This window comes from Methylobacterium sp. WL69 (genome assembly GCF_008039485.1).
Classification (GTDB): domain Bacteria; phylum Pseudomonadota; class Alphaproteobacteria; order Rhizobiales; family Beijerinckiaceae; genus Methylobacterium.
On sequence record NZ_VRUZ01000028.1, the window covers coordinates 22,679 to 46,730 of the forward strand.

Below are 24,052 nucleotides of genomic sequence, written 5' to 3' on the forward strand. Positions count from 1 at the left end.
CATGCCGATTCAACAAGCCGCCTACGACCGCACCACCATCGCCCTGCACTGGATGATGGCCGGGCTGGTGCTGATCCTCTGGCTGGTCGGCACCTTGCTCGAAGATCTCGTTCCGAAGGGCGCGCTTCGGTCAGGAATTTGGTCGGCCCACTTCGTCCTGGGCTTCGCCTTCACCGGCGTCATCGTCGCGTTGCTGGTTTGGCGGCATACGAAGGGCCGCCAGTTGCCGGTCGAGGATCAGGGTCCCCTCCATGTCCTCGCCAAGACGACCCATGCCGCCCTGTTCCTGCTGCTCTTCGCCATCGCCGGGCTCGGCATCGCCAACGCCTTCGTGCGCGGCGCCACCCTGATCGGACCGATTGCCCTGCCGCAATTCGGTGATCCGGAATGGCGCAAGCCGCTGACCCAGTGGCACGGTCTTGCTGCCAACATCCTGATGGCGGTCGCCGCCTTCCATGCAGCGGCCGCGCTCGTCCACCATTACCTGTGGCACGACGCCGTGCTGCGTCGCATCCTGCCGGGACGTGTTCCTTCCGCCCCATACGAAAGATCCTGAGAACGATGCGCGCGACCCATAAGGAGAACCATCTGATCGACCGCGTCGGCTGGCTGAGGGCCGCGGTACTCGGCGCCAACGACGGCCTCGTCTCGACGGCCAGCCTCATCGTCGGCGTCGCCGCGTCCTCCGCCGCATCCGGGGAGATCCTCGTCGCCGGGACGGCCGGACTCGTGGCCGGCGCGATGTCGATGGCGGCCGGCGAGTACGTCTCGGTCAGTTCCCAGTCGGACACCGAGCAGGCCGACCTCGCCCGTGAGCGACGCGAACTCGAAGAGGACCCGGCCGCCGAGCGGGAGGAACTGGCGGGGATCTACGTCGCGCGCGGCCTCGACCAAGACCTGGCGCTGAAGGTGGCGGACCAACTCATGGCTAAGGATGCACTCGGCGCTCACGCCAGAGATGAGCTCGGCATCTCCGAGTTCACCACGGCGCGTCCGATCCAGGCGGCGTTGACGTCGGCGGCGACGTTCTCCGCCGGGGCGGCCCTCCCCTTGCTCGTTGCCGCGCTTTCACCGGCGAACGTCGTGGTCTACGCAGTGTCGGGCTCCTCCCTGCTGTTCCTGGCCGTACTCGGCGCGCTCGGGGCCAAGGCAGGGGGCGCCGCTATTCCGCGAGCGACCACGCGGGTGGCGTTCTGGGGCGCGGCGGCGATGGCCGTTACGGCCGGCATCGGAAATCTCGTCGGAAAGGCCGTCTGAGCGACCGGTCGTTGGTCGCGGCCTCAAGGCACCTGCTGGACGATGCCAAGCAGGAGAGCTCCGGCCGCGATGAACCCGATGCAGCTTGCCCCGAGAAGCAACCGTCCGGCGACGATGAGGGCCATGCCGACGCCTGCCGTCAGAGGTCGTTCGACGGCCTTGCGGTTATCGTTCGCGGGAATTCCGATGCGGGAGTCGCGACGTGCCGTCGTCACCCCGGCACGGATCAAGGGCATCCGATCCTCGTTCGGCAGATGACGGATCGCTCTCATGGCAGCATCCCCTGCGGCGAGCCACGATGGCACGACCATGCGACCCGCGACGAACGGAGCCGCTAGGCTTCCCATGACGGCCGACGGCACCGAGACCCTGGTTGAGGCCGCTGTCACCGCTTCCTGGGGACATGGCGAGGAGGATTCGGTTATTCCAGGGCCGGGTCGGCCACCACCGATCCGATTCCGTTGGCCATGATGGTAGGCTTGGCGGATCGGCGTCGGCCCCGGATTTCGCGGAAACGCTCCAACCAAGCCTGAGACATGGCATCGTTCCCGGGTCAGTGCATCCGTCGGTCCATGCAAGCGGCGGTGACGTCCTGCCCGGTCTCGACGTCCCGGACGAAAATGCGATGCCCCTCCGCCCTGAACCGTTCGAGGTCCTCGGCCGAGACGTAGGTCTTGCTCCCGGGATCGTACAGGCGGGAGCCGGCGTAGCGCCTGAGCTGCAGGATGGGTTGCGGTCTCTTCTTCGGCATCGCTTCCATGGGGCTGGCGTCGCCGACGGCTCGGCACGATCCTTACCTTGGAACGATTACAGTCTACGATGGGGGCGTGCAATGATCGACCGGCGCTCGTGGCCCGAACCCCTGCCCCATCCGCGAGATACCGAGGGACCTCAGCCGATGATCCTTCGAGAGGCGATGGTGGTGTCCGGGGCGAACTCGTAGATCCGTATCGACCCGGTCGCGAGTTCAAGGCACTCGACCTCGCCCGGGCCGAGGCCTTCGAGCGCCATCACCATGGCCCGCAGCGCGTTGCCGTGCCCGACGACGAGGGTCGGACCGCGCATCGTCGCCGGCTGGATGTGCCTCAGGTGGAAAGGCAAGACCCGTGCGACGGTGTCCCTGAGGCTTTCGCCGTTCGGCGGCCGGCCCTCGTACGACCGACGCCAGTCCTCGACCTGCTCCGCTCCGAAACGCTTGTGTGAGGTCGCCTTGTCGAGACCGCCGAGGTCGCCGTAATCGCGCTCGTCCAGCGCCGCGTCCTGACGGGGGACGAGTTCCGCCTGTCCGAGCGCACCGAGTGCCAGCGACATGGTCGTGACGGCCCGCGTCATGGTGGAGGTGAAAGCCGCCTCGAAGCGATGCCCCTCGTTCCTCAGGGTCGTCCCAACCGCGCATGCCTCACGCCGGCCGTTCTCGGTCAGAGGAGGATCGAGCCTGCCGGTGAAAAGGCCATCAGCGTTGGCTTGGCTCTCCCCATGCCGGACCAGGACAAGGCGTCGCGACGGGGGCATGGTCGACAATCCTGTTCCATCCTCCATCTATGGAGCCTCGGAGGTGGTCTGCCTGATAGCCGACCCATTGATGCGCTTCAAAGCATCACAATTCCGGGCTGAAGCAACCTCGTGTCGACAGCTTCCGCCATGCGCAGGCGCTCCCTCACCATGATCGCCGCGGCCTCGGCCTCCGCCGCCTTCTTCAAGGCCACGCCGGCCTTCGGCAGGCCTGTCTCGACCGCCTCCGGCAAGCCCGCAAACTCGGTGACTAGGCTGCAAGCACGCTCCCGAGTCCAGTCCGCCAGGTGCTCGCCGACGCTTTGGTTGTTTCAGGCCACACCCGCGTCCAGCTTGACCCGTGCCCACACGCTCTTTGCCCTCGGCCCAAATTTGGTCTGCAGGTCGGAAGTTCTCCCGGGTATCTTCACTCAGCGGAGGAACGGCTTTTCTTTTGATGCAGTAATCGAAAAGCGGTTGGGCGGTGCTCCGTTGGTCCTACCCCGACAGCGGGCTGCAGAACAACGTCCGCTTACAGGCAGCCGCTGAAACGCGATGAGCGGCCGGGTTGGGTCGAAAGCGGACGGCACTAAGCGTTGGGTTTCGACCACTAGGGCAGAGGCCGCGCGGGCTCGCTCGGAAGCGGGCCAGCGCGATCCTGCGCCTCGTCGGCGACGGCCTCGATGCCGGCCCTGCACCGAACCGCGACCCCGCTGTCATCAGGGCGGCCTTCGAGGCCACGATCGCGGCCGCTTGCCGGGGCTGAGACCTCCGCACTTCTGAGGAGCTTCGAAGCGAAGCAAAGACGCGGGGAACGGAGGTCATGCCTCACCGAAGCGGAATGCCCCAAATATCCGTCAGCCCGTAGAGGGCCGCCGCCCTATCCCGCTCGTAAGCCGCCTCCGCCTCGCCGCGTTCGACTGCATGGCGTGCCCGAGCGAGCGCCCGATCGTACCCGCGCATGTCAAAGGCGCTCAGGCGGCGGCGGAGGACGGCGCCTCTAATGGGCGGGAGAGCCCGGAGACGTGCGAGCGCAGCAGCGCCACGCTCTGGGCAGTGTCCGACACCGCCACCGTGAGTTCGACCAACGCCGACAGAAGGTCGTCGAAGCCCGAGGTCTCCTCCTCGGGGTCCTGCGGCGCCAGGGCCGCCACGATCGCATGCAGCAGCCGGTCCTGGGCGTCGAGCCGATGCAGGATTTCCGTCTCGTCCATCTTCCATTCCTCTCAGCTGAAGTCCAACAAGCCGGGCACTCACCGCCGCGGCAGGAATTCGATCGCCATCGAACCGGCGCGCCGCCGCACCGAGGAGGCGGGTCGCAAGGTGCGGCATGCCGCTCGCGTCGACGACGACGGGCCCTGATCGGCCCGCCCGTAGAGCTAGACCGCGCTCGGCCAGCGCCGCCTCGAATCCCGCGGCATCCTCGCTCGCTCGCCACGCATCGAGGGCCGCCCGGCGCACGCCGTCGAGCGGGATCCCCGTGCGCTCCTGGACGAGCCTCTCGACAGGCGAGAGCGCCGCCACCGGCCGTTCCGATTCGGTCGTCCCGGAGGCCTCCATCCAGTTGGCGACGTCTGCGCGGCCTGCCTCACGCAGGGCCCTCACGATCGCCCGCGCGTGTTTCGAGGGTGTGGGGATCGCCAGCCCGAACTCGAACTCGACGACGCGCGCGCACCGCTCGCGCCGAAGGAAGTCCCACGACAGGTCCACGACCGCCCCGTTGTGCCGCACCAACGAGTAGACCCGGTGTTCGTGCCGGCGACCGTGCTTGACGTGGACGGCTCCGCAGTAGGGCTGCGCGCGCAACCCGAACTCGTTCTCGAACAGAGCCCAGAACCGGGATCGGGCGCCGTCGTTGTCCGCGATCTCCAGGTCCGGATCCGCATGCACGTGGTAGAGGCTCCGATCCGTCCGCCCGCCGCTCGAAATCGCAACGAGCTCGCGGACCTGGCGGACGAGGTCCTCGCTGCCGAGCCAGCGCGGGGCGATGACCTCGACGCTATCGTTCTCCTGCTTCAGTAGGTGGAGGGCGAGGGCATCCCCGCCGCGCCCTCGCATCGCTCCCGAGATCACCGGGCGGGGCCCCTGGCAACGAGCGGCAGAAGGAACTCCCGGACGGTGGTCAGGCTGGCCTTCGCCGCAGGGACGTCCCTGCACGACACCGCATTCCCCACGAACACCAGCTCCCGGAGCGCCGCGACGAGGGCCACCGTGTCCTCGGCTGGCCGGTGGACGGGTCGGCCGCTCCTGTGGTCGAGTGACGACCGCAGGGCAAGCCGTTCCATTATCAGCCGGCGGACCCACGCGCCGGCGGTCAAGCCGTCGGCACGTGCAGCCTCCGCGACAGCGGTCCCGAGGTCGCGTGACATCCTCGTCACGAAGCGGAGGTCCAAGCCCGCCGTCTTTTGGGGTCCACGGGGCGGAGCCTCTGGCAGCACAGTCTCCGTAGGGGACTGGTAGAGATGAGCGCCGTCGCAGGCGGGGATTACCTCTATGGCTGGCTTTTCCATTCCTGAACTTCCTTTCGCTTAGACTTGTAATCCTGGAACCGGCACCCCCGTCGCTACCTCAGCGGTTCCGGCGGCGGCGGCTCCGGCGCTTCGCCCGGGATATTCGTAGGCACGGCGCCGCCGTCCGCCCCGCCCCGCTTGGCTCGCTGCTGGGCTCGCGCCAGGGCTGCCGCGCGACGGGCTTCCAGGGCTGCTGCGACGTCGTGGGGGAGATGCAGGGGCTCGTCAGGCTGTTGGCACAGGACGATCGCGAGGGAGGTCCGGCGGTCGAGGTTTCGTAGCGCGGCTTCCCACCTGTCGAGCTCGGCCATCCACTGCCGCCGGACGAGTGCCCTGGCCGTGGTCTCCGTCAGGCTCTCCGCGGCGCGCCACGGGGTCCCGCTGGTGAGGCGAAGGACCCGTTGCCACGATGTCAGGTCCCGCCCCATGACGAAGCAGATCTGATCCCGGTCAGCCTGACGCATGAAATCCCACGATCCGCCATCGATGGCCCTGCTGTAGCGAACACAGGCTGTGTGGAGCCCGAACCCAGGCTCTTGGACGATCCTGCGTCGCGTCTCGGGCGGGACCTGCGCCGGGGATGCCGCAGCCTTCGGGACTCGCGTGGAGGCTGCCGGTTTCCGTCTTGGCTGAACCGGCGGTTGGGGCGGGACGAAGCCTCCGAACCTCAAAACCCTTGCGACGATCCCTGCCAGCATGGCGCCCCTCCCGGCGGGCCGCATGCCCGCCATGGATTGCAGGATCCCACACCGGCGGTGCGCATGCCTGGGCGAGGGCCGAAATCGCAGTCGGGAATGGTGATTTCGCGTTTTAGGATGCCATCCTTCGGCCTGGCATCCCCGCCTGCAGCGGTGGGACGGCCGGCGGGGACAGCGAAACGGCGGTCATCCCTCGCCTACGCGCGAATCGGTCAATTGGCATCCCAACGGGGGATTACACGTGCGCCCGACGTGCGCCTGGGCTTCGCATCCGGGGATGACCCGGACACCCTGATGCGGGAAGCCGCCGTCGTGATCGAGCGGGCGACCCGAGGGGCGAAGGCCGTCCCAGATCCGTGACGGTCCCACAGGGACGCGGAAGCCCCGCCGTCCATGGCAGGTGCGTGCTAGCCCTTCTGCCAGCTCACGACCTTACGGGATCCCTCCTCGCCACGGAGCTTGATCACGCACTGGCCGGTCGGCAGCTTGGACAGGGCGACGCCCTTGCCGAAGATGCGGTTGACGGCGTTCGGCTTGGCGTTCGAGCCGAACGCACCGACGAGCCCCATCTCGCTCAGGAACTCGTCCTTCTCGCCGGAGAAGTCGTCCGGCGACTGCGAGATCAGCATCACCGCGCCGCCCTTCGAGCGGCTCATCCGGATGAGGCTGGAGAGCGACGGGAGCTTGCTCCCCAGGATCCGGTGCGCCTCGTCGATGACGCACAGGGACCGCAGCGATCGATGCTGGCCATCCTCCATCGGGGCGTCGGGCAGGCTGTTCAGATAGTTGTCGAGGGCATCGAGCATTAGGTTCACGATGATGCCCCGGCTGACCTCTGGCACCTCCTGGGGCAACCGGATGATCCAGCTCTGCGAGAAGAACTCCGCCGGCGACAGGGTCGGGGCGAACAGCGGGAATCGACAGATATCCTCCAGGGCGGCGGACGCGCCGTCCTCGGTCATGTTGCGCTGGGCGTAGACCTGCCGGAGCATGTCGCGCACGTGGTAGAGCTCGCAAGGCTCGTTGGCCCGCAGCGCCGTCTCGACCGCGTCGGTGAGCGCCGACTTCTGCTTGGCCTCGAGGGTCGACCCCTTGAGGCGGGCGAAGGACTCACGGAAGCGAACCGCGCTCTCGGTGATGGTGATGTCATCGCTGGATTTTAGGGCCAGGACGTTCAGCGGGATGGCCGCGCGGGGTGGCTGGATCACGGTAGCCCCGAACACCTTGTCGAGGCCGTACCCCTTGCCCTCGCCGTCGGTGCCGAGGTCGCCCTTGAAGTCGAAGGCGAGGAAAGGGACCGCAGCCCGTGACCGGATCGCTTTCAGCATCGCGACGGCCGTGCGCGTCTTCCCGGATCCAACGCCGCCCATGATGGCCGAGTGCGGGCTCCCGCCCGATCCGTTGATGACCCATTCGACCGCGGCCTTCGTCATCGCATCGGTCGAGATCTCTCCGATCGGGACGGGGATCGGGCCCGACGCCATCATGAGCTCGACCCGGCCAAGGGCCCCACCGATGCGGCTCCCGCCGTTGAGCGGAAGCCCCGCGACCTCGACGAGGCGACGGATGAAGGCGGGTAGCTGACCCTCGGAAAGGCGCCATTCGTCGTCGAGCAGCGTCAGGCCCCGTGCCCTCGCCCGGGTCCGGCGAGCAACTGAGGACCTACGGACGGCGGGACTGGTCCAGCGGCAGACCCTTCGGTTCAGGCAGGAGGAAATCGTAGAAGCTGCGCAGGTTGGCGTCGGCGGAGAGGTAACCCCAGTTTACGAGGTCGACGGCATCCCTCTCCCCGGTACCACGCAGGCGGGTTCCGATGGCGGCAAGCTCCATCTGCCGCCGCCTGTCGAACGCGATGGGTCGGGAAGCGGGCAACGGCCTGACGTCCGACGTCAGCGACCAGTAAGCGCCGCACAGGGCGGTTTGCTCGCGCAACTCGTGCGACGGGCCGAGGCCTGCGCTGTCGGCCAAGGCACTTGCCTTAAATCGGCCGATCAGGTCGCGCCTTCTTAAGGCACGGACTTGGTTGTCGGTCGTGTAAGCGACCCGCTTGATTTGCGTGTACCAATTCCCAAAGCCGGCCGGTGACACGCCCCAGGGCGCGCCGCCATCGCTTACCAGCACCGTTCTGCAGCGTTTGATCAAGGGTTCCAGACCGTGATTGTCGTAGACCCCGCCATCGGTGAGGACGGCGCGCGACCGGAGACGCCGGAACTCGTGCGCCAGTGGCGGCGTACACTCGAAGGTCATCCCGCGCAGGTCGAGCCGCAGCGGCGAGAGGGGTGGCGGGAACGCTGACGACGCGGCGACCGCCGTCGCTAGCGGGATGCGCGGCTCATAGACTCTGCCGAGCCTGTAATCGGCCAGGTAGCGCTTGGAGAAGCGGAACAGGGAACCAGTGCTGAGATTGCTCGCGCAGAAGACGAAGCGCGGCTTGTCAGGAAGATCCTGCAGCGTTGCCCCATGGAACAGCTGCCGATCGTAAGTCCGCGCCACGTGGTCGGCCACGCTCGAACTGGGCGACAGGAGACCCTTCGCGATGCAAGGGGCGTCCACGACGCCACGGCAAAACTCAAGCACTACGTTCAGGAAGGTGTCCTCGAAGTTGATTGCGACATCGTCCTCGAACGAGAGCGCCCCCCAGCGGCTGGCCAGGATCCCCGCCGCTATCGACCCACCGGAGACGGAAGAGACGAAGTCGAGGGCGGGGAGCACCGCCAGCTCATTGAGCCGCACGAGGGCACCCGCGTGGAAGAGCGTGGCCCTGAAGCCACCGCCCGACATGCAAAGACCTAGGCCCCTCCGCTTCTTCTTTCCATTGACCTTCATCCTCTACCTCCGGCGCGACAGGTGATCCAAATTGGACAACGCGATCGATCTCGGTCGGGCCCAAACGTCGTTCCAGTCGGCTAGTCGCGGCATCGAGGGTTGGACGCTCCGTGCGGCTCGGTCAGACTTCGCCCAGTCCCGCCTAGGGAGCTTGGCTGCCACTACAGGATTCACCGCTGGAAGGGCTTCGAGAAGGGACGACCTCTTCGAAGAAGCCCGTGGGAAAGGCATCGATCGCGTTGACGGATGCCCGGGTCCGCCGGTGGAATCGTAATCGAAGCTGCCGACCGATCCTGATCAGGTCTGACGCGCCGCGAGCGGGATCGCCGATCCGATCGTCTCGATGCAGGCTAAAGGCTTCATGTTATAGAGGATGCCGGGGCACACGCTGTGGACGCGGACGTCGTCTAATTAACGGTCTCGCTTGATTTGTGTGGGGCGCCACGGCAGGCATGCAGACCACGGGTCCGTGGCGCTGCGCCTTGAAGCAGGATACCACGGCCGGACCCGCAATTTCGCCTTTTCGGCGGTGCGGCCTCTCGCTGGTTCCGTCGGCACGCCATGTGCCGTCGCTTGCCCGACCGATACGCCGGATACCGTAGGTTCCCTCGATGAAAGTCCATCTGCTCGATATGGGCGAGGAACGGTACGGTGATGCCGTACTGGTCACGGAGGCGGAGCGCATCATACTCGTAGACGGCGGCCATCCGGGCGATTGGAAGTCACGCGGCGAGACGCGCTCCATACCCGAGCAGTTGGCGGCCATCCTCGGTCACCCGCCGCCGTTCGACCTTTCCTTGCTGGTGGTGACGCACTGTCACGCGGACCACATCGGCTGCCTGCCCCGCCTAGTCAGCGAAGGAACCTTGACGGCTCGCTGGGCGCTGGTCCCCGACGAGGCGCTGGCCTTTCCCCCCACCCCGGCGTCGGATGCGGATCCAGTCGTCGACGCGGTGTTGGCGGGGTTGCGCGAGGAGCCCCGACCTGACCTCACGGGCGCCGAGCTCAACGAGTTCCTCGCCGATGCCGTCACCCTGCGGGCTCGCTACGAGACCATGCTGGCCGACCTCACCGTGGCGGGGACGCGCTTGGTCCGCTTCAGGGGCGGCCGCTCGAAGGACGTTCTCGACCTACAACGAGAGTTCCAGGACCTGGACCTGCGCGTGCTCGGTCCGACCGCGGAACACCTTAAGATCTGCGCAGGCCGCCTCGCTGCGGTGTCCCGGGCGACAAGGTCCGCCATCGTCACGGCGAGGCAGAAGGGCGTAGACGGCGCGGCGGACGCCGCTTGGCTGTACAGGCGGTTCATCCGCTCGCACCTGCCGCTCGACCTGGGCGTCGACACGGACCTGCAGGGCGTCCTGGACGGCGCGGGCAAGGGCGCGGCCCTCAACAACCAGAGCGTGATCCTGCGGATCGGGCTGGGCAAGGATACGGCGTTGCTCACCGGGGACATGCAACTCGCCGCGGCTGAGACGCCTGGGTTGGACGGGCACATGGAAGGGCTGGTCAAGGCCATCGCGCGGGCCGGCCCGTACGGCTTCGTCAAGCTACCCCACCACGGCTCATACAACGGCTTCGACGACACGGTTTTGCAGGCACTGCATGGTACGACCGCGTTCGGGATCAGCACCGGCCGAGCTGGGGCGGATCACCCCAACCCAGACGTGCTCGATTTATTAGCCGCGAACGATGGCCTGCTCTCCTGGGCGCGCACCGACGTGAACGGCCTAGTCGAGGTGACCTTGCAAGGAGGCGAGGTGGATCTGAGCTTAGCGCGGGGCGACCTGGATGATGCCACCGTCGGCACGTCGGACGGCTCGGGCACGGCCGGCGCACCTACCGCGGAGCCCGACGAGCCGAGCACGGGGACCGCGAGCGAGGCGCCAGCCCCTCCGCGCGCCGCCGGCCAGCCGCAAGCCATCTACGGACACTCCCACGAATCCCCCTTAGTGCCCGTGACGCCTCGGCTACCAACCCCGCCGACGCCCCCCGCGCTGGGCGGCATCGATTCGCCGGTCGAGATTTACGTCAAAGTACCCCACGTCTCGACGCGGGTGACGCTCACCATCGACGTGCAGCCTGCCGATGCTGCTTCATCCCAACCGCGCCCGTCCAGCGACGAGCGTCAATCGGCTCCCCCGCCACGGCCCAGCCGCCTTGCGGGCGGCCGTTCCCTGCCACCACTTCTGTTCGTGACCGACTCCGCCCGCCTCTCCGCCGCCGTTGGAGCCGAGCACGCAGCGCACTCGCTGACCATGGTTCGAAATGCCGGGGTGGACCTGATCGACTTGTCCGCCGTCCCCGCCTCCCCCGACGCGATCCGCAGCGCGGCGACGGCCGTCCGGGGATTGCGCGGCGTGGTCATCCTCGGCGGGTACGGAGTGGTTCCGGCCGAACGGTACGACGTCCTCCCACCGGACCTGCGGTTGCGATTGGGGCGTCAGGCCAACGACGACCCCGACAACTTCGTCGTCTGGAGCGACCAGGCATACGGCGACCTTAATGGCGACGGATTGGGTGACGTCGCCGTGTCGCGCATCCCCGACGGCGGTTGCGGCGTCCTCCTGAACGCGGCCCTGACGACGACGCCGCACCGAGACGCACGTGCACGTTTCGGCATCCGCAACTCCGCGCGGCCCTTCGCCGACGCGGTCTTCCGAACCGCGATGGGTGCAGACTTCGACATGCATCGCTCGGAGCCGGCGGCGTTCGCCGGCTTGCCGATTGCGGAGGCGAACGCGGAGCGGGTATACCTGATGCTGCACGGCTCCGAGACGGATGCCTCGTCGTTCAGCGGGGAGAACCGCGGTCAATTGGTCGAGGCCTTCTCCGCGGCCAGCATCCCTGAGGCGTTCGGCGGCGTCGTATTCGCGGGGTGTTGCTGGGGGGCGCTCACCACGACGCTCCTCGCATGCGAGGCCGGTACAAAGTGGGACGCGCCCTCCCGGTCGCCAGCGGGATCAATCGCTCTGGCGTTCCTGAAGCGCGGTGCCAGGGCGTTTGTGGGGTGCACGGGCGCACACTACTCACCCATCGGCGCACGCCCTGACGCCTTTGGTGCCCCTCTGCACGTCTCGTTCTGGAAGCGCTCGCTAGCGGGAGCCCCGCCCGCCGAAGCACTCTTCGATGCGAAGGTGGATTACGTCGCCGATATGCCGCATGGTGGGCGGACGTACGAGGAGCAGGCCGTTGAGTTCAAGACGCTCCGGCAATTCACGTGCCTTGGTTTGGGCTGGTGAGGTATTATCTAGACAACGATGGAGATGGATATGGCTGACGCGGCGGACGAGGATCGTGCGGGCACGGCTCTAGGGTGGCGTTTCGAAGAGGTCGGGAGCGGCGCCGCTGCCGCTATGGACGCGACGTCGACGCGGCCTTCTGCGGACCGCGTCGGCGTGGACGCTGCCGAACTGAAGCGCACCTACCGTGTCAGGAAGGCCGACGGCGCACCGGTCAAGCAAGCTTTGGCTGATTCGGCGCGCGTGGATGCGCTCACCGAGGGGCACGCCGCTTTCCGTACCGCGAAGGAAGCCCCGGGCACCAGCCACGAGCCGGGGCGGAAGGTGTTCCTGCAGGCACGTGGTCGCTTCGTGGCTGCGCAGGGCTAGCACAGCTCTAATTCCCGATCGTACCTACGGCCGGCCCGTTGATCCGGGCCGGTTTTTTGGCGTTACAACGAGGCTGCAACTTGTCCGGCGTCTCCCTACGCACCAGCGGCTTCGTCTCGCCTGGGCAACTGAAACGGCTGTCCCGCTCCCAGGACGAGCGCCTCCGCGACATCGCTTTCGAGACCGTGCAGTCATGCGCCGTCGAGGCGCACCGCCGCGAGACGGAAGCGAACCACATCGCGGGGGCTGGGCCGAACAGGCGCCCAGGTAAAGCGCGGTGCGTTTACGACATGGAGGGCGGAACCCGCGGCCTACCCGGTCGTCTCGCGCGCGACGAGCGGGGAAACGTCGGCACGGACGAGATCGTCGAGCGAACGTTCGCGAACATGGGCCTCGCGTACGACTTCCTTTCCTCGACGTTCGGGCCCCAGGCAGTAACCGGATGGGCTTCGCCGATGGTCTGCAGCGTCCATTACGGCAACGCCGTCGCGAACGCGTTCTGGACAGGCCGGCAAGCTGTATTTGGGGACGGCGACGGGCACTACTTCCTGCCGTTCTCCCGCGCCCTGGACGTCGTGACCCACGAGCTGTGCCACGGCGTCGTCCGGTTCAGCTCGAATTTGGAGTACGCAGGCGAGCCCGGGGCGTTGAACGAGAGCTTCTGCGACGTCATGGGCGCCCTCGCGCGACAATGGCACCTGGGACATGCCGCCGACGCCGCCGATTGGCTGTTGGGGGGCGACATCGTTGGGCCCGGCCTCGCCGTCGCGGCCTTGCGCAGCTTCCGAGAAACACCCGTGTACCAAGGTCATCCTGCGCTCGGCGACGACGACCAACCGAAGCACATGAACGATTTCGTAACCACGGTCGATGACCATGGTGGCGTCCACGAGAACGTGGGCATTCCCAACCGCGCCTTCCATGAAGCTGCCATGGCGATTGGGGGGCGGGCGTGGGAATCAGCGGGACGGGTTTGGTACGAGGCGTTCACTGGCCTGCCCTCGCGGTCCAATTTCGCTGCCGCGGCGGCGGCCACGGTCGCGACGGCGAGCCGGCTGTTCAGCGGCAGCAGCCGCGAGGCGGACGCGTTTCGACACGCTTGGAACGAGGTTGGCATCGATCCGGGGGGCACGTGATGCGGGTTTCGTTGCGGCAGTCCGGCGGCTGGGGCGGTCTACGCCTCTGCTGCTCCCTCGACACCAAGACGCTGTCGGCCGAGGAGCGGCTCATCGTCGAGCGGACGGTGCGGACGCCGGCCTTGTTCAAGCCTTCGAACCGCCTAGTTGGCGGGGCGGACGTCGCGCATTTTGAGGTCGAGTTCAGGGACGAGGACGGCACTCACCTCATGGGTAGGTTCAAGGAGACTGACGACCTGCCGGCGGCGCAGACCCTCCTGCGCATCATGCGCCCGCACCTCCGTCCCCAGCCGCGGGCGCGGCAGCGCTGAGCTCGGCGGCGCGCGCCGGGAAGCAGGCGGCGGGAGGCCTATGGAGCGGCCCGTGCGAGTCCAGGCCAGTTCGCGTCAAGGCGAAACAGTCGTCATCGGCACGCCATGCGAGGATGGTCGGCAGTCGAAACGCGAGCACGTTCGCGTCGTTGTCGGTCTCGTCGGCGGCAAGCTCCTTGATGCTGACCAGCACCTCGCCGAGCTTGGCCCGGTTTCCGACGTATACCTGCGGCAGCGACACTTCGCATAGCCAGAACATAGACGGGAGGGTGGCCGACATCGCACCAAGGTTCTCCTTGTGGAAGGCCTCCCCGGCTGGGTCCAGTCGGCGCAGGTGGGCCATGTATTCCGCCTTGCTCGCCAGGGTGGTCCTGAGAACCAGCTGAGCGCCCGCGCCTGCTAGCCGCGAGAGCCAGACAGCCTCGCCCCGCACCTTGACGAGCCGGCTGAGCCATCGATCCAGCACCTCGGCGGCGATCTTCTCCGCGACTACCGACGAAAGTTCGATCTTCGTGGGCAGCAACCCGATCATCGATTTCGGCTTGAGGCCCCGGTGCGGAGCCCCATCGAGGATCGTGGCCCGCGACAGGTGATAGGCGGGACCGAGCAAGTCGTCGTTGATCACCAGTCGGTCGATCCAGGCGCTACTCGATATTGCGTCTGAGCCCCCCCTTTGCCTGTACAGGTTCGCGGCGACCGGGATCCAGGCATCGGGATCGACGGCGTAGCCGATAACGGGGACGACGTGGTCGATCGGGCTGGCCGTCGAGAAGACCAAAAGCACTGGGTACCCGGACTCTACGAGGCAGCAGATGAGTTCCCAGGTGATCTCGTCCTGCGGTCGCGGGTGCGATGCGCCGGGCAGCTCGCTGAGGTCGTAGGACACCGCCTCGAATCCGAGACCAGCGACGGCGACATTCAGCTGGCTCGGCAAAATACTCCGGGGATTGGCGCCGGCATTGAGAAGCACGTTCAGGGCATCGGACCCAATGTCCGGTCCGCCCATCGAGCGGCAGGTGCTGCCCAGGGCCGCATGCGTGCAAACTGTCGTCGACCCGTTCTGCTGGCGGAACGACGTCCCGCGAACCGTGATGCGGACGCCAAGCGTTTCGACGTCGATGTTGCTCGCGATCCGGACACGGCAACCATCGGCGGCCATGTCTCCGGCTCCGGACGGCACCTGAACCGTCGCCTCCATCACGTAGCTGCGGGGACCGTCGGGGGTCGGATAGGTCACGACGACAGCTTGGCAGATGACATCATCGGCCGAGAGGTCGCTTCGACGCCGCGGCAGACGGCGTAGGAAGGTCATGGCGACGGCGCGCACTTCGCCATCGCCCCCATTCCCGGCAGCCTCAAGGCTAGCGATTTCCGCGGCGACCCGCTCCCGGTCTAGTGCGTCCTCGACAACCACCAAGCGTGCGTCCGCCCGCCGAGCGAGACTGCACATGCGGTGTAGGGGGCCGGCCGAGATCTCGTTCGGACCGCCCGCCCAATGGCGGCTGATTAGGTCGCTGTAGAAAGAGTAGGGTTGGGCACACGGGATCCGCCGGGCGGGGATCCTAGCTTTTAACCACAACGGGGTCGCTGCTCCCGGCGATTGCGACCTGGCATCGTGTCGACGATGCAAGGTCGCGCTCCAGATTGCGGACACGCCTGATCCGGCGCGCCTGGACCTTGGTCAGGCGAGGCAGCTTAATCAGAGTCAAGCGATTGTCGGCTTGGGCAGCCGACACCGAAGCGTGGCCGCGCTGATCGTTCTTCGTCATTTTGTCTTTTGGATCGCCCGCCATCGAGCCGCTCCATCCCGCCCTAGCGGAATGCGTACACCGGTAAGCTGAAAGGGTTCCAAAACCCCGCACCCCGGCTATCAGCCGCGTACCATTGGCGCGACTTCGACGCAATCGCGAACAGACACTCAGCCCAACGCTCCGGGACGCCTAGCCTAGCCCCGGACGGCCCAAGTTCGCCAGGACAAACCCGCCGGTCTCATGCTTCAAGTGAGGCGCCGTCCCTCTCATCGTGCCACCGGAACGCATGGAACGGCTCGCCCGCCTCCGACAGACGGGGGCGGCGACGGAGGATGAGTGCTTCCGACGGCCGTGACATCCCTGCCGGGACGCTGAGAACGCCTTGATCTTGTTGGGTGAACGACGCGGGAAGCGTGCCCCAAGGCGAGGAACACGACTCCGCGAGCGTTTACCGGCTGGCGCAATCCGCCACCCTACATGCGGGCGGCACCGGTTCTAGACGGGTGAGTTTTTCACCGAGGCGGAGGAGGCCGAGTGGCGTTCGACAACATGCACCGCCGCATCATTGAAGAACTGCCCGCGGCGCCCCGCCAATCTGGTCAGCGTGCCGAGTTTGAGGCGCCCATCCGCCAACGAGCTTCCTGCAAGATGAACCTCCGGTGCGGATCGCGTCGATGAGCGGCGATCTCGTCCTCCGTGACCGGGTACCGGAAGAATCCGCCGCCGGGTTCGAGGATGGTCGAAAAGAAGTTGCCCTCACTGTCCAGGATCTCGGCTGGATCCTGAGAGAGCACGCGTCCGAGATAGCGCGCAAGGCGACGCGGGTCGTGGTTTGCCATCATGTACGGATCGAACGAGCGCGGCGTCTCGTTGACGGCCACCACAGAGGCGAGGGCTGGGCTCCAGAACGTCTGAAACCCGCGGGCTTGTTCGTGCATCACTGTCCCGTCGTAGAAGATCAGCCCGGCCGTCTCGGCGAACTGAACGGGATGATGACTCTCACTCTCCAGGTACGGGAAGTGCATAGCTCGGAAATCGCGGTGCAGCCCGCCGTCGAAGAGGCAGATCAGGCCGAGGGTGCCCAGGCGGATGGCGGCGCCGAGCACAAAAGGGTCATCCACAAAGTCGAACGCTTCGGCGGCTGTGTCTCGCACGTCGATCTTGACGCGGTACAACGAGAATGGTGGTTCATAGAACTCCGTGTCCGCCGGATCGTCGATGTAGCAGGCCATCATGTCACGGCCGGTCGCGAAGGCTCGTTGGAACAGTCCGAGATAAGCCGCCCCAGGCATGAGGGACCCGGGTATGACCATGTCCGGCACCGGGTCGCGCCTTGTCCGAAAGTCCGGGTCCGCGTTGTGCTTTCTGAGAAGCAGCCAGAAGATCTTGCCTAGCCAAACGGCCAACTCCCGGTCGCTGGCCGCCGCGGCTGCCTCGTAGGGATCGTCGGAGGTCAGCATCGGAGCCAGCCTAGCTTCCAGGCGGCTGTACGTTTCGTTGTTGCAGGTCCGGCAGATGCCGACCTTCACGGATTTGTAGTGCCTATCCACGGCGTTCGGAATGTTGAGGCGACGGCCTCGGATGCCATAACCGTCCTGCAGCCATCGCGGGAAAATGTGCTCGTCGGTCGCCGGACATACGTCGAAGCCACGCCCGCACAAGGGGCAGTGCGTGCTCAAGTCCTTAGGCGACAGCGCGTCATTGATCATATCGACCGACATGCGGGACCTGCTACCGATGGTCATAAACCCTGGACTTGGGGCACGTGCGACGGGCGCACAAGCGGGCGGGTCGCGGATCGACAGGAGCAACGAGTTCATCCGTCCCAGGATTGTACCGAGCACCGTGTCCAGTCGAGCTGGCCACCCGCCGATCTGCCCGGCCGTAGGGCGCCCTGCCTCATACTAGGGACGCGCCACGGGAGGCGGTCCTTCGCCGTGGCTCTTCCCTCGGCCGTTGGGACCCGCAGGCCGACGTCGCCGAGGTTCTCAAAGCGTAGATCCGTTGCGATGGAGCCGCGATCCGCTGAAGCGAGCGAGGTTTCAACAGGGAGCTTGGAGCTGTCGTCGCGGGGGACGACACTCTCCCCGCGGCCGTCAGGGACGGGCCCTGAGCTTCGGATCCCGCGTCGCCGACAACCCCACCCGCCCCTGTCAAAGTGGGGTCGAAACGCACGTATCTGTCCCCATAACTGTCCCCCTGGTTTGAGGGCGGGCGCGCAGTAGGGAGGTTTCAAAGGCGAAAAAGGTGGTGGGCCCGGCAGGACTCGAACCTGCAACCAGACCGTTATGAGCGGTCGGCTCTAACCATTGAGCTACAGGCCCCACGCCCATTTTCGTAGAGGGAAAGCCACCCATTCGTCCAGTGGGTCGTGTCCCTGATGGTGGTGGAGCTTGACGGTGGCGAGGGATCCCGCTTGTGCGCGCCTCACGGCACTGTCGCAGGGGGGATTTTTCACGGGGTGGTCCTCGGCGAGGGCCGGGTCGGGTTGCGACGACCAACCCCGAACCCGAGAGGCCCCCGATGACCGACGAGACGAGGCGCCTTCGTGGCGTACTGGGAAGAGACGAACGCCGATCCGATGCGTGAGATGATCTGCTTTGCCGCCGGGCGGCTGGTGGAGCTGGAGGTTGGCGGGATGACCGGCGCGGCCCATGGCGAGAACAGCGCCGAGCGACTGGCTCGGCCCAACGCCTACGCGTGGCCCCGGTCGATGCCAAAGGCCGCGTTTGGCGCTCGCTGACATGCCGGCCACCGTTCAGGATCGCGACCTGCCCCGGGATCAATCATCTAAATCGCCTCGGAAAGCCGACATTCGCCGCACAAGCTCACAGTTCCTGACCCGACAAGGTCGCGGCCGCCTGGATCAGGGCGAGATGGGTCAAGCCCTGGGGTAGGTTGCCGAGGAACGCGCCCGTGTCGGGGTCGGCCATCTCCGAGTAGGTGCCGGAGTTGCGGTCGAGCGCCTCGACCAAGGCCTCGAACGTTCGCGCGGCCTCGTCCGTCCGGCCCAGCAAGGCCATGGCTTCCACCAGCCAGAAGGTGCAGGCGAGGAAACACCCCTCCTCGGCATCCGCCCCGGTGTAGCGGTAATGGTACGGACCGCGACCGAGTTCGCGGTCGATGGCCTTGCAGGTGGCGGTTAGGCGGTCGGCCCTGCCGAAGCGGTAGCGAACCGCCAGGGCCAACGACGCGTCGAGCCTGTCGCATCCCGGATGCATCACGTAGGCCTGCTTCGCCTCCGACCAGCAATGCTCCTCGATCCAGTCCGCGATGCGGTCCCGGGTGCGGGCCCAACGGTCCTTGCACGCGCCGGGCAGATGGCCGTTCTCGGCCATCTCGACGGCACGGCTGAGCGCCTGCCAGCAGCTGATCTTCGATCCGGTGTAGTGCTGCTGTTCCGGCAGTTCCCAGATCCCGGCATCCTTCAGCTTCCACTTCTCGGCGCACTCGTCGGCGAGGCGGGCCAGCAGGGCGCCGCTGCGCAGATCGAGCATGCCGCCGCCGGTGACGAAGCGCGCCGCCGTCTCGAAGATGTCGCCGTAGATGCCGTGCTGATGCTGCCCGGAGGCGGCATTTCCCGTCCTGACCGGACGAGACTCGCGGTAGCCGGGAAGCTCGAGTTCCTCCACCGCGGACACGATCTCGCCGTTCAGGGTGTAGAGGACTTGGGCGCCATGCTCTTCGAGGCGACGCAGGAGCCACGTCAGCGCCGCACTGGCTTCGGCGTGCGCCCCGAGCCGGAGGAAGGCCTTGATGACGTAGCCGGCATCGCGGATCCAGGCGTAGCGGTAGTCGTAGTTCTTCTCCCCGCCGATGCCTTCGGGCAGCGAGGTGGTCGCCGCCGCCGCGATGGCCCCGGTGGGCGAGTAGAGCAGGAGCTTCAACGCCAGGGCGCTGCGCTCGACCTGCCTCCGGTACCGGCCCCCGTAGCCGAGGCGTTCGGTCCAGTTGCGCCAGGCCTCGCAGGACACCTCGATGCGTCGGTCGATGTCCGCGACCGGCACGACGACCAGGGGCTCGTGCTCGCCGGCGACGATGGCGACGAGTTCGCTCTTGCCGGGGGTCACCTCCACGTGCGCCGTGATCGCATGGTCGTCCGCGGCGTCGAGGCGGACGCCGGCGCTGTATCGGAACAGTCCCATCAGGCCGGCGACATGGAAGGCGTGGCCGCTCGCATTCGCGGACAGGAACGGGCCGACCGTGTCGCCGCGGGTTCCGAAGACCAAATCGATCCGGAAGCGGACACGCCCCTCCAATCCCTCGATGCGGCGGGCGAGCTCGGCCCACGGCAGGCGACCGGCGGGACCGCTGTTCAGGCTCTCGGTCAGACGGGCCTTGCCCGTCGCTGTGCTGAAGACCGTCTCATGCACGTTGCTGCCGTCGCGATAGCCGATCTCGACGGTGAACGGCGCATCGGGGGTCACGGCGAAGTAGCCACCCCCGTGCGGAGACAGCAGGCGGTCGAACAGCGGCGGGGAATCGAGGTTCGGGCAGCACCACCAGTCGATGGACCCGTCGGCCCCCGACAGCGCCACCGAGCGCCCTTCACCGAGGGCCGCATAGGCTTCCAGGGGAAGATAGCCGTTCTGGCGTTCAACGGACCCGCCGGTGCGGGGAAAGGGCTTCGACACGCGCAACGACTCCTGGAGAACGGAACGGATTTCCCGTGTGGTCGGCCGGGCCCGAATTTCGGGCGGGATGCGGACGACCGATACCGTGTCGTTCCGGACCGCCCGAAGCGGGCGTGCCGCCAGGCTCGACATCGACCAAGCCCGACAGCGATAGGCTTGGGTCGATTCGTAACCATCGCGGTCGGCGAGACGGTCGCTTCAGGGGCAACACCGGCAACGACGACGCGGCCGATGCCGGCGGACCGCACGGAGGGCCGTGCGCTTCAACGTGATCCGCGACGGTTCGTTGCCGCCCATCGCAACCCGCGGCGGGCGAAGCGCCCAGACGGCCATGCCCGGGGGCGAGCCCAGCTCCAAACGTTCTCCGAGGCGACCGTCAAGGTTTCGGCGCCCCGCGCCGCTGCAGCAGGAATAGGGTGGGTTCGCTCACATCCGCGCGTGTCGGGCGGTGGCGTTCGGGCGGGGAGGCGCCGAAACACGGCGCCTCCCCGCCCTGATCGGAGGGCTCAGTCCCGCTCAGCGCTTCCCGGCGTGGTCGCCGTCGCGCATCGCGCCGGTCGGCTCCTGGACATGGGCTTCGAGGAACCAGAGCTGCTTGTCGACGCCGCGCGAGACCTCGGTGAAGAGATCCGCCGTGCCAGCGTCGCCGGCCTCGTCGGTGTCGTCGATGTTCTGGCGCACGGCGTTCGCATAGACGGCGTAGCGGTCGATCAACGCCGCGAGATGGTCGGCGATGGCGTAGGCGTCGAGCGGGTACGGCGCCAGCTGCGATGCGGCGGCGACCGCCGTCGCCGTGCCGCGCGCGGTTCCGCCGAGCTGCGTGATGCGCTCGGCCACCTTGTCGTTGTAGTCGTCGAGTTCGTCGCGGAAGCCGTCCAGCATCAGGTGGACGCCGATGAACTGTGGGCCCTTCAGGTTCCAGTGCGCCTGCTTGACCGCCAGAGCCAGATCGATCCCGTCCGAGAGGCGCGCGTTGAGCGCGTCGGTGGAGACCTTCTTCGCGTTGGACTTGGTGTCGTTCTGGGTCTCGTGGAGCCGCTGTCCCGAGGTGGAGTTCGTGTTCGCCATGATGGGGTTCCCGTTGTGTCGACGGAGGGCCGAGACGCCCTCCCGCCGCGTGATGCGTTCGATGTCGTGATCCGCCTGGGGCCATCCGAGACGATCCCGTCGCGGACACGGCCCTGCCGGTGATGGACATCGCCTGTGCGCCGATCCCGCGCGGCGGCCTCGACGGTGCCGTAGGGAATCGACGCGAGACGTCCTCGCTCCATTCAAGACCGCCATGGCGCGCCGGTTCCTCCGCACCGGTCGAACGCACCGACGATGATCATCCGCGCCTGCCGATCCGGCGGAGTCGTGAGGCACAAGCCTGCGTCCGGCCATCCGGGACGGCGCCCGCGATCCGGGGTGAGGTTTCGCCGACCGCGCTCGGCGCCACGGTGACGAAATCCCCTTGGGGAAGGCGGCTTCGCGTCGTCCCGGGAGCCCTGGATCTTCGAAGGGCCGGGCCGACCGCCTCTGATGGTCCTCGGCCCATCGGATGGATCGGGTGACCTCGTCGACGGGCCTCTCGATGTCGGACAGGCTGCCGTGCGGTCTTGCGGTGGGTTTATGCATGCCCGCCGGTCCCCGGCGTCGCCTCAGCGCGCTTCGACCTTCGTGCAGGTGAAGGCGACGGGAAGCGTCCTGCCCCCCTCCGCGATGACGCTTCGCATCGTCGTCTACAGCCTCAACGTCCCGCACCCGGCTCGTGGATCGGGCAGCCGTTGAAGCGCTGGCGGAACTCGGCCGAGTGCTTGTAGGGCGCGTTGCGGGCGCGGTTGATGTTCCCCAGCGGCCGGTGGGCGGCGAGCCCGGTCCAGATGCTGAAGCGCATCTCCTCGTCGACCGCCTGAACCCGGGCCGCGTCCCAGCTGTCCTGCGGCTTGGCGGTGATCAGGCCGACCCGCTGGAACGGCGCCTCGTCCTGCTTCCACTCCACCGTCGGGTCCTCGACGGGCTGGCGTTCGAGGTCGCGGCAGAGTTGCACCCGGAACTCCCACACGCCCTCGATGCCCGCCATCTCGGACTGCACCGTCTCGCGGATCGCGTTCGGGCGACCGGAGGCGTCGATTTCGGTGCCGTTCAGCGCGGTCAGCCCCGGCGCGACGGGCGCGATCGAGAACTTGGCGATGTAATCGCCGTACCGGAACGGGGTGACGCTGTAGTAGGTCTCGCCGAGCGGATCGACATTGGGCGCACCGCCGAGGGATCCGATGGTCGGGCTCTCGATCCCGACCATCCCGAGCACGGTGTTGACGTTGCGCAGCACCGCCGAGGCGGCGACCTTCACACCCTCCATCCGGTCGGTGGTCTTGGCGAGCAGCTTGAGGCTGCCCAGGAACTTCTTGGTGTCCGGCGCCTGGAACACGGTCCCGTTGACCATGATGAAGTTTTGGGTCGTGCCCTCGGCGCCGGGCAGGCGCTCGCCGTCCACGTCGAGGACCTTCAGGGCGAGGCCGCGGGGCAGCGAGACGGCATCCGGCAGGATGTCGCCGGCGTTGGTCGACAGCCTCATGAAGACCTTGTGCTCGCCGGCCTTCGCGAACAGCCCCTGGGCCAGTTCCGGCGGGAGGCTCGGGTCGATCCGGAGGATGCCCTCAAGGATCCCGTGCGACTTGGCGTGCACGGACCTCACGGCGTGGCCCGAATCGTCGGCGACCGTCTGCAGGATGGTATCGAAGGTCTGGTTCAGCCCCTCGATGGTCTGATCTTCATCGGGTTTCACCACCTCGACGTCGGGGCTGTAGCGGACAGGCGCTTGCAAGATGCCGAACTCCAGAATTTTTCCTGACAGCGAAAAAACCGCGCTCGCCTCCGTCCGTTCCTCGTTCGCACGCGCTTCAATCAGACGTGAACGGTCGTCCGGAACGCCCGAACCCAGGGGGCGCTTGCCAGTCCGACGCCGGCTTTGAGGCCCAGAGCATCCACCGCCCGGCCGGTCGAACGGATCGCGCCGACAAGGCAACCTCGCCGGCGCGGGCAGGTCCAACTTGTCAGCGTTTGTCACCGAGACCATCGTCCGCCGAACGCGCGAATTCGCGACCACGACGGGATCGAAGCCCCGGCAGCCGGCGAGACCATCGCCACCATGACACGCGAGCGCGCAACACGAGGCCCTGCAGAACTCAGCCGACGTCGCCCTGCCGCTCGGGACCTCGCTGCCGTCAGGGCTTGGCGCAACGAAGTCAGTGCGAGCACATCTGCGCGGCACTTGTCGGCGCGTTCGCGCTTCCAGGTCTTGGCATGGCGCCGAACGGCATCGCAGCCGAGCCCGCGCAGCGCCTCGTAGATCCGGATCGGCGTCATCCGCCCGCCGGTGGACTTACCAGCGTGGCTTGCGAGCAGCCGATCGAGATCGTCGCGTGATGGCGCGAGCTCGGGCAACGGCTGCACTTCGCGCTCCCAGGCGAAGGCGGTGGCCCCCGATCGGCTGACCTTCCGGACCCTGGTCAGGCCGGCTGCTCGAACAGGAAGCCGTCGACGGCCGGAATCGTCACGGCGAGGCTGGCGCCGTAACTCGCCTTCGTGACGCGCCAGGGACGCTCGGGTCGGGCGCGGATGGCTTCGGAGGGACGCAGGCGCCGGAGCGCGCCGTCCGCGTCGATCTCCTCGATGGTCAGGAAGCCGTAGACCTGGAGGCGGGCGGCGATGAGCTTAGTCTCGCGGTCGCCGGCGGCCACCGCCAGGGTGCCGGTGGCGTAGACCGCATCCATCACCGCGCGCTGGTCGCCGCGGCGCGTGGCGTTGGTGGCCTTGCGCGGGGGGCTCGCCCCACGGGGCTGGGC

General features: G+C 67.3%; 22 protein-coding genes, 1 tRNA gene and 2 pseudogenes. 8 read left to right on the top strand and 17 right to left on the bottom strand.

Translation table 11 applies throughout. The features are described 5' to 3' along the window. The first annotated feature begins 1 nt into the window (after nt 1). Together FV218_RS10320 and FV218_RS10325 are read left to right on the top strand one after the other, a co-directional pair. Nucleotides 2-556, top strand: a complete 555-nt coding sequence (locus FV218_RS10320; protein ID WP_147709639.1) for a cytochrome b/b6 domain-containing protein — start codon at nt 2-4, stop codon at nt 554-556. 5 nt (nt 557-561) lie between these two features. Next, entirely contained in the window at nt 562-1,257 is a 696-nt protein-coding gene (locus tag FV218_RS10325; RefSeq protein WP_147709640.1) for a VIT family protein, read from the top strand. Nucleotides 1,258-1,280: 23 nt separating this feature from the next. On the opposite strand, the gene FV218_RS10330 is transcribed toward FV218_RS10325, so the two are convergent. The 5 genes from FV218_RS10330 to FV218_RS10345 all read right to left on the bottom strand — a co-directional run bounded on the left by FV218_RS10330 (nt 1,281) and on the right by FV218_RS10345 (nt 3,962). Next, nucleotides 1,281-1,529, bottom strand: a complete 249-nt coding sequence (locus FV218_RS10330; RefSeq protein WP_147709641.1) for a hypothetical protein — start codon at nt 1,527-1,529, stop codon at nt 1,281-1,283. Between the two features lie 281 nt (nt 1,530-1,810). Continuing rightward, nucleotides 1,811-2,008, bottom strand: coding sequence for a polyhydroxyalkanoate synthesis regulator DNA-binding domain-containing protein (locus tag FV218_RS10335; protein ID WP_147709642.1), 198 nt, complete (start codon nt 2,006-2,008; stop codon nt 1,811-1,813). Nucleotides 2,009-2,148: 140 nt separating this feature from the next. Continuing rightward, entirely contained in the window at nt 2,149-2,769 is a 621-nt protein-coding gene (locus tag FV218_RS10340) for a 2,3-bisphosphoglycerate-dependent phosphoglycerate mutase (RefSeq protein ID WP_246685068.1), read from the bottom strand. A gap of 77 nt (nt 2,770-2,846) precedes the next feature. Next, the gene (locus FV218_RS22730; protein WP_187273019.1) at nt 2,847-3,002 is read right to left on the bottom strand and encodes a hypothetical protein; all 156 of its coding nucleotides are present in this window, start codon (nt 3,000-3,002) and stop codon (nt 2,847-2,849) included. Nucleotides 3,003-3,722: 720 nt separating this feature from the next. Then, nucleotides 3,723-3,962, bottom strand: a complete 240-nt coding sequence (locus FV218_RS10345) for a hypothetical protein (RefSeq protein WP_147709644.1) — start codon at nt 3,960-3,962, stop codon at nt 3,723-3,725. A 532-nt stretch (nt 3,963-4,494) separates the two neighbouring features. On the opposite strand from FV218_RS10345, the gene FV218_RS10350 reads away from it, so the two are divergent. After that, nucleotides 4,495-4,770 carry a hypothetical protein gene (locus FV218_RS10350; RefSeq protein ID WP_147709645.1) on the top strand — a complete coding sequence of 92 codons (276 nt, stop codon included), beginning with the start codon at nt 4,495-4,497 and terminating at the stop codon, nt 4,768-4,770. 47 nt (nt 4,771-4,817) lie between these two features. Here FV218_RS10350 and FV218_RS10355 read toward each other — a convergent pair whose 3' ends face one another. The 3 genes from FV218_RS10355 to FV218_RS10365 form a co-directional block, all read right to left on the bottom strand. Beyond that, complete coding sequence (locus FV218_RS10355; protein ID WP_147709646.1) at nt 4,818-5,258, bottom strand: hypothetical protein; 441 nt, start codon at nt 5,256-5,258, stop codon at nt 4,818-4,820. Nucleotides 5,259-6,363: 1,105 nt separating this feature from the next. After that, nucleotides 6,364-7,389, bottom strand: coding sequence for a DUF87 domain-containing protein (locus FV218_RS10360; protein WP_246685065.1), 1,026 nt, complete (start codon nt 7,387-7,389; stop codon nt 6,364-6,366). Nucleotides 7,390-7,618: 229 nt separating this feature from the next. Next, complete coding sequence (locus FV218_RS10365) at nt 7,619-8,782, bottom strand: patatin-like phospholipase family protein (RefSeq protein ID WP_147709647.1); 1,164 nt, start codon at nt 8,780-8,782, stop codon at nt 7,619-7,621. A 611-nt stretch (nt 8,783-9,393) separates the two neighbouring features. Between FV218_RS10365 and FV218_RS10370 the strand changes: the two genes are divergently transcribed. The 4 genes from FV218_RS10370 (at nt 9,394) to FV218_RS10385 (ending at nt 13,840) form a co-directional block, all read left to right on the top strand. Then, a complete protein-coding gene (locus FV218_RS10370) occupies nt 9,394-12,024 on the top strand; it encodes an MBL fold metallo-hydrolase (RefSeq protein WP_147709648.1) in 2,631 nt (876 codons plus the stop codon). Between the two features lie 24 nt (nt 12,025-12,048). Continuing rightward, nucleotides 12,049-12,393 (top strand): hypothetical protein, encoded by a 345-nt coding sequence (locus tag FV218_RS10375; protein WP_187273020.1) that lies wholly within the window; start codon nt 12,049-12,051, stop codon nt 12,391-12,393. 80 nt (nt 12,394-12,473) lie between these two features. After that, a complete protein-coding gene (locus FV218_RS10380) occupies nt 12,474-13,529 on the top strand; it encodes a M4 family metallopeptidase (RefSeq protein ID WP_147709650.1) in 1,056 nt (351 codons plus the stop codon). Beyond that, nucleotides 13,529-13,840, top strand: a complete 312-nt coding sequence (locus tag FV218_RS10385) for a protealysin inhibitor emfourin (protein WP_147709651.1) — start codon at nt 13,529-13,531, stop codon at nt 13,838-13,840. Before FV218_RS10380 ends, FV218_RS10385 begins: the two co-directional genes overlap by 1 nt. On the opposite strand, the gene FV218_RS10390 is transcribed toward FV218_RS10385, so the two are convergent. The 4 genes from FV218_RS10390 to FV218_RS10405 form a co-directional block, all read right to left on the bottom strand. Further along, the gene (locus FV218_RS10390) at nt 13,794-15,257 is read right to left on the bottom strand and encodes a hypothetical protein (RefSeq protein WP_147709652.1); all 1,464 of its coding nucleotides are present in this window, start codon (nt 15,255-15,257) and stop codon (nt 13,794-13,796) included. The genes FV218_RS10385 and FV218_RS10390 overlap by 47 nt on opposite strands. A gap of 145 nt (nt 15,258-15,402) precedes the next feature. Then, the gene (locus FV218_RS10395) at nt 15,403-15,633 is read right to left on the bottom strand and encodes a hypothetical protein (RefSeq protein ID WP_147709653.1); all 231 of its coding nucleotides are present in this window, start codon (nt 15,631-15,633) and stop codon (nt 15,403-15,405) included. Nucleotides 15,634-16,190: 557 nt separating this feature from the next. Then, nucleotides 16,191-17,336: an HNH endonuclease gene (locus FV218_RS10400; protein WP_147709654.1), complete on the bottom strand. Its 1,146-nt coding sequence runs from the start codon at nt 17,334-17,336 to the stop codon at nt 16,191-16,193. Between the two features lie 503 nt (nt 17,337-17,839). Beyond that, nucleotides 17,840-17,915: transfer RNA gene (locus FV218_RS10405), tRNA-Ile, on the bottom strand. Nucleotides 17,916-18,114: 199 nt separating this feature from the next. On the opposite strand from FV218_RS10405, the pseudogene FV218_RS10410 reads away from it, so the two are divergent. Then, a pseudogene (locus FV218_RS10410) lies at nt 18,115-18,289 on the top strand (IS256 family transposase); the annotation flags it as partial. Nucleotides 18,290-18,419: 130 nt separating this feature from the next. Here FV218_RS10410 and FV218_RS10415 read toward each other — a convergent pair. The 5 genes and pseudogenes from FV218_RS10415 to FV218_RS10435 form a co-directional block, all read right to left on the bottom strand. Beyond that, entirely contained in the window at nt 18,420-20,225 is a 1,806-nt protein-coding gene (locus FV218_RS10415; RefSeq protein ID WP_246685066.1) for a glycoside hydrolase family 15 protein, read from the bottom strand. 516 nt (nt 20,226-20,741) lie between these two features. Further along, nucleotides 20,742-21,293 (bottom strand): DNA starvation/stationary phase protection protein Dps, encoded by a 552-nt coding sequence (dps, locus tag FV218_RS10420; RefSeq protein ID WP_056092254.1) that lies wholly within the window; start codon nt 21,291-21,293, stop codon nt 20,742-20,744. A gap of 661 nt (nt 21,294-21,954) precedes the next feature. Beyond that, entirely contained in the window at nt 21,955-23,031 is a 1,077-nt protein-coding gene (locus tag FV218_RS10425) for a catalase family protein (protein ID WP_147709657.1), read from the bottom strand. A 455-nt stretch (nt 23,032-23,486) separates the two neighbouring features. After that, nucleotides 23,487-23,720: pseudogene (locus FV218_RS10430) on the bottom strand (IS21 family transposase); the annotation flags it as partial. Further along, on the bottom strand, nt 23,717-24,052 hold a 336-nt coding region (locus FV218_RS10435; RefSeq protein ID WP_246685067.1), incomplete at its 5' end, for a hypothetical protein. The pseudogene FV218_RS10430 and the gene FV218_RS10435, both read right to left, overlap by 4 nt.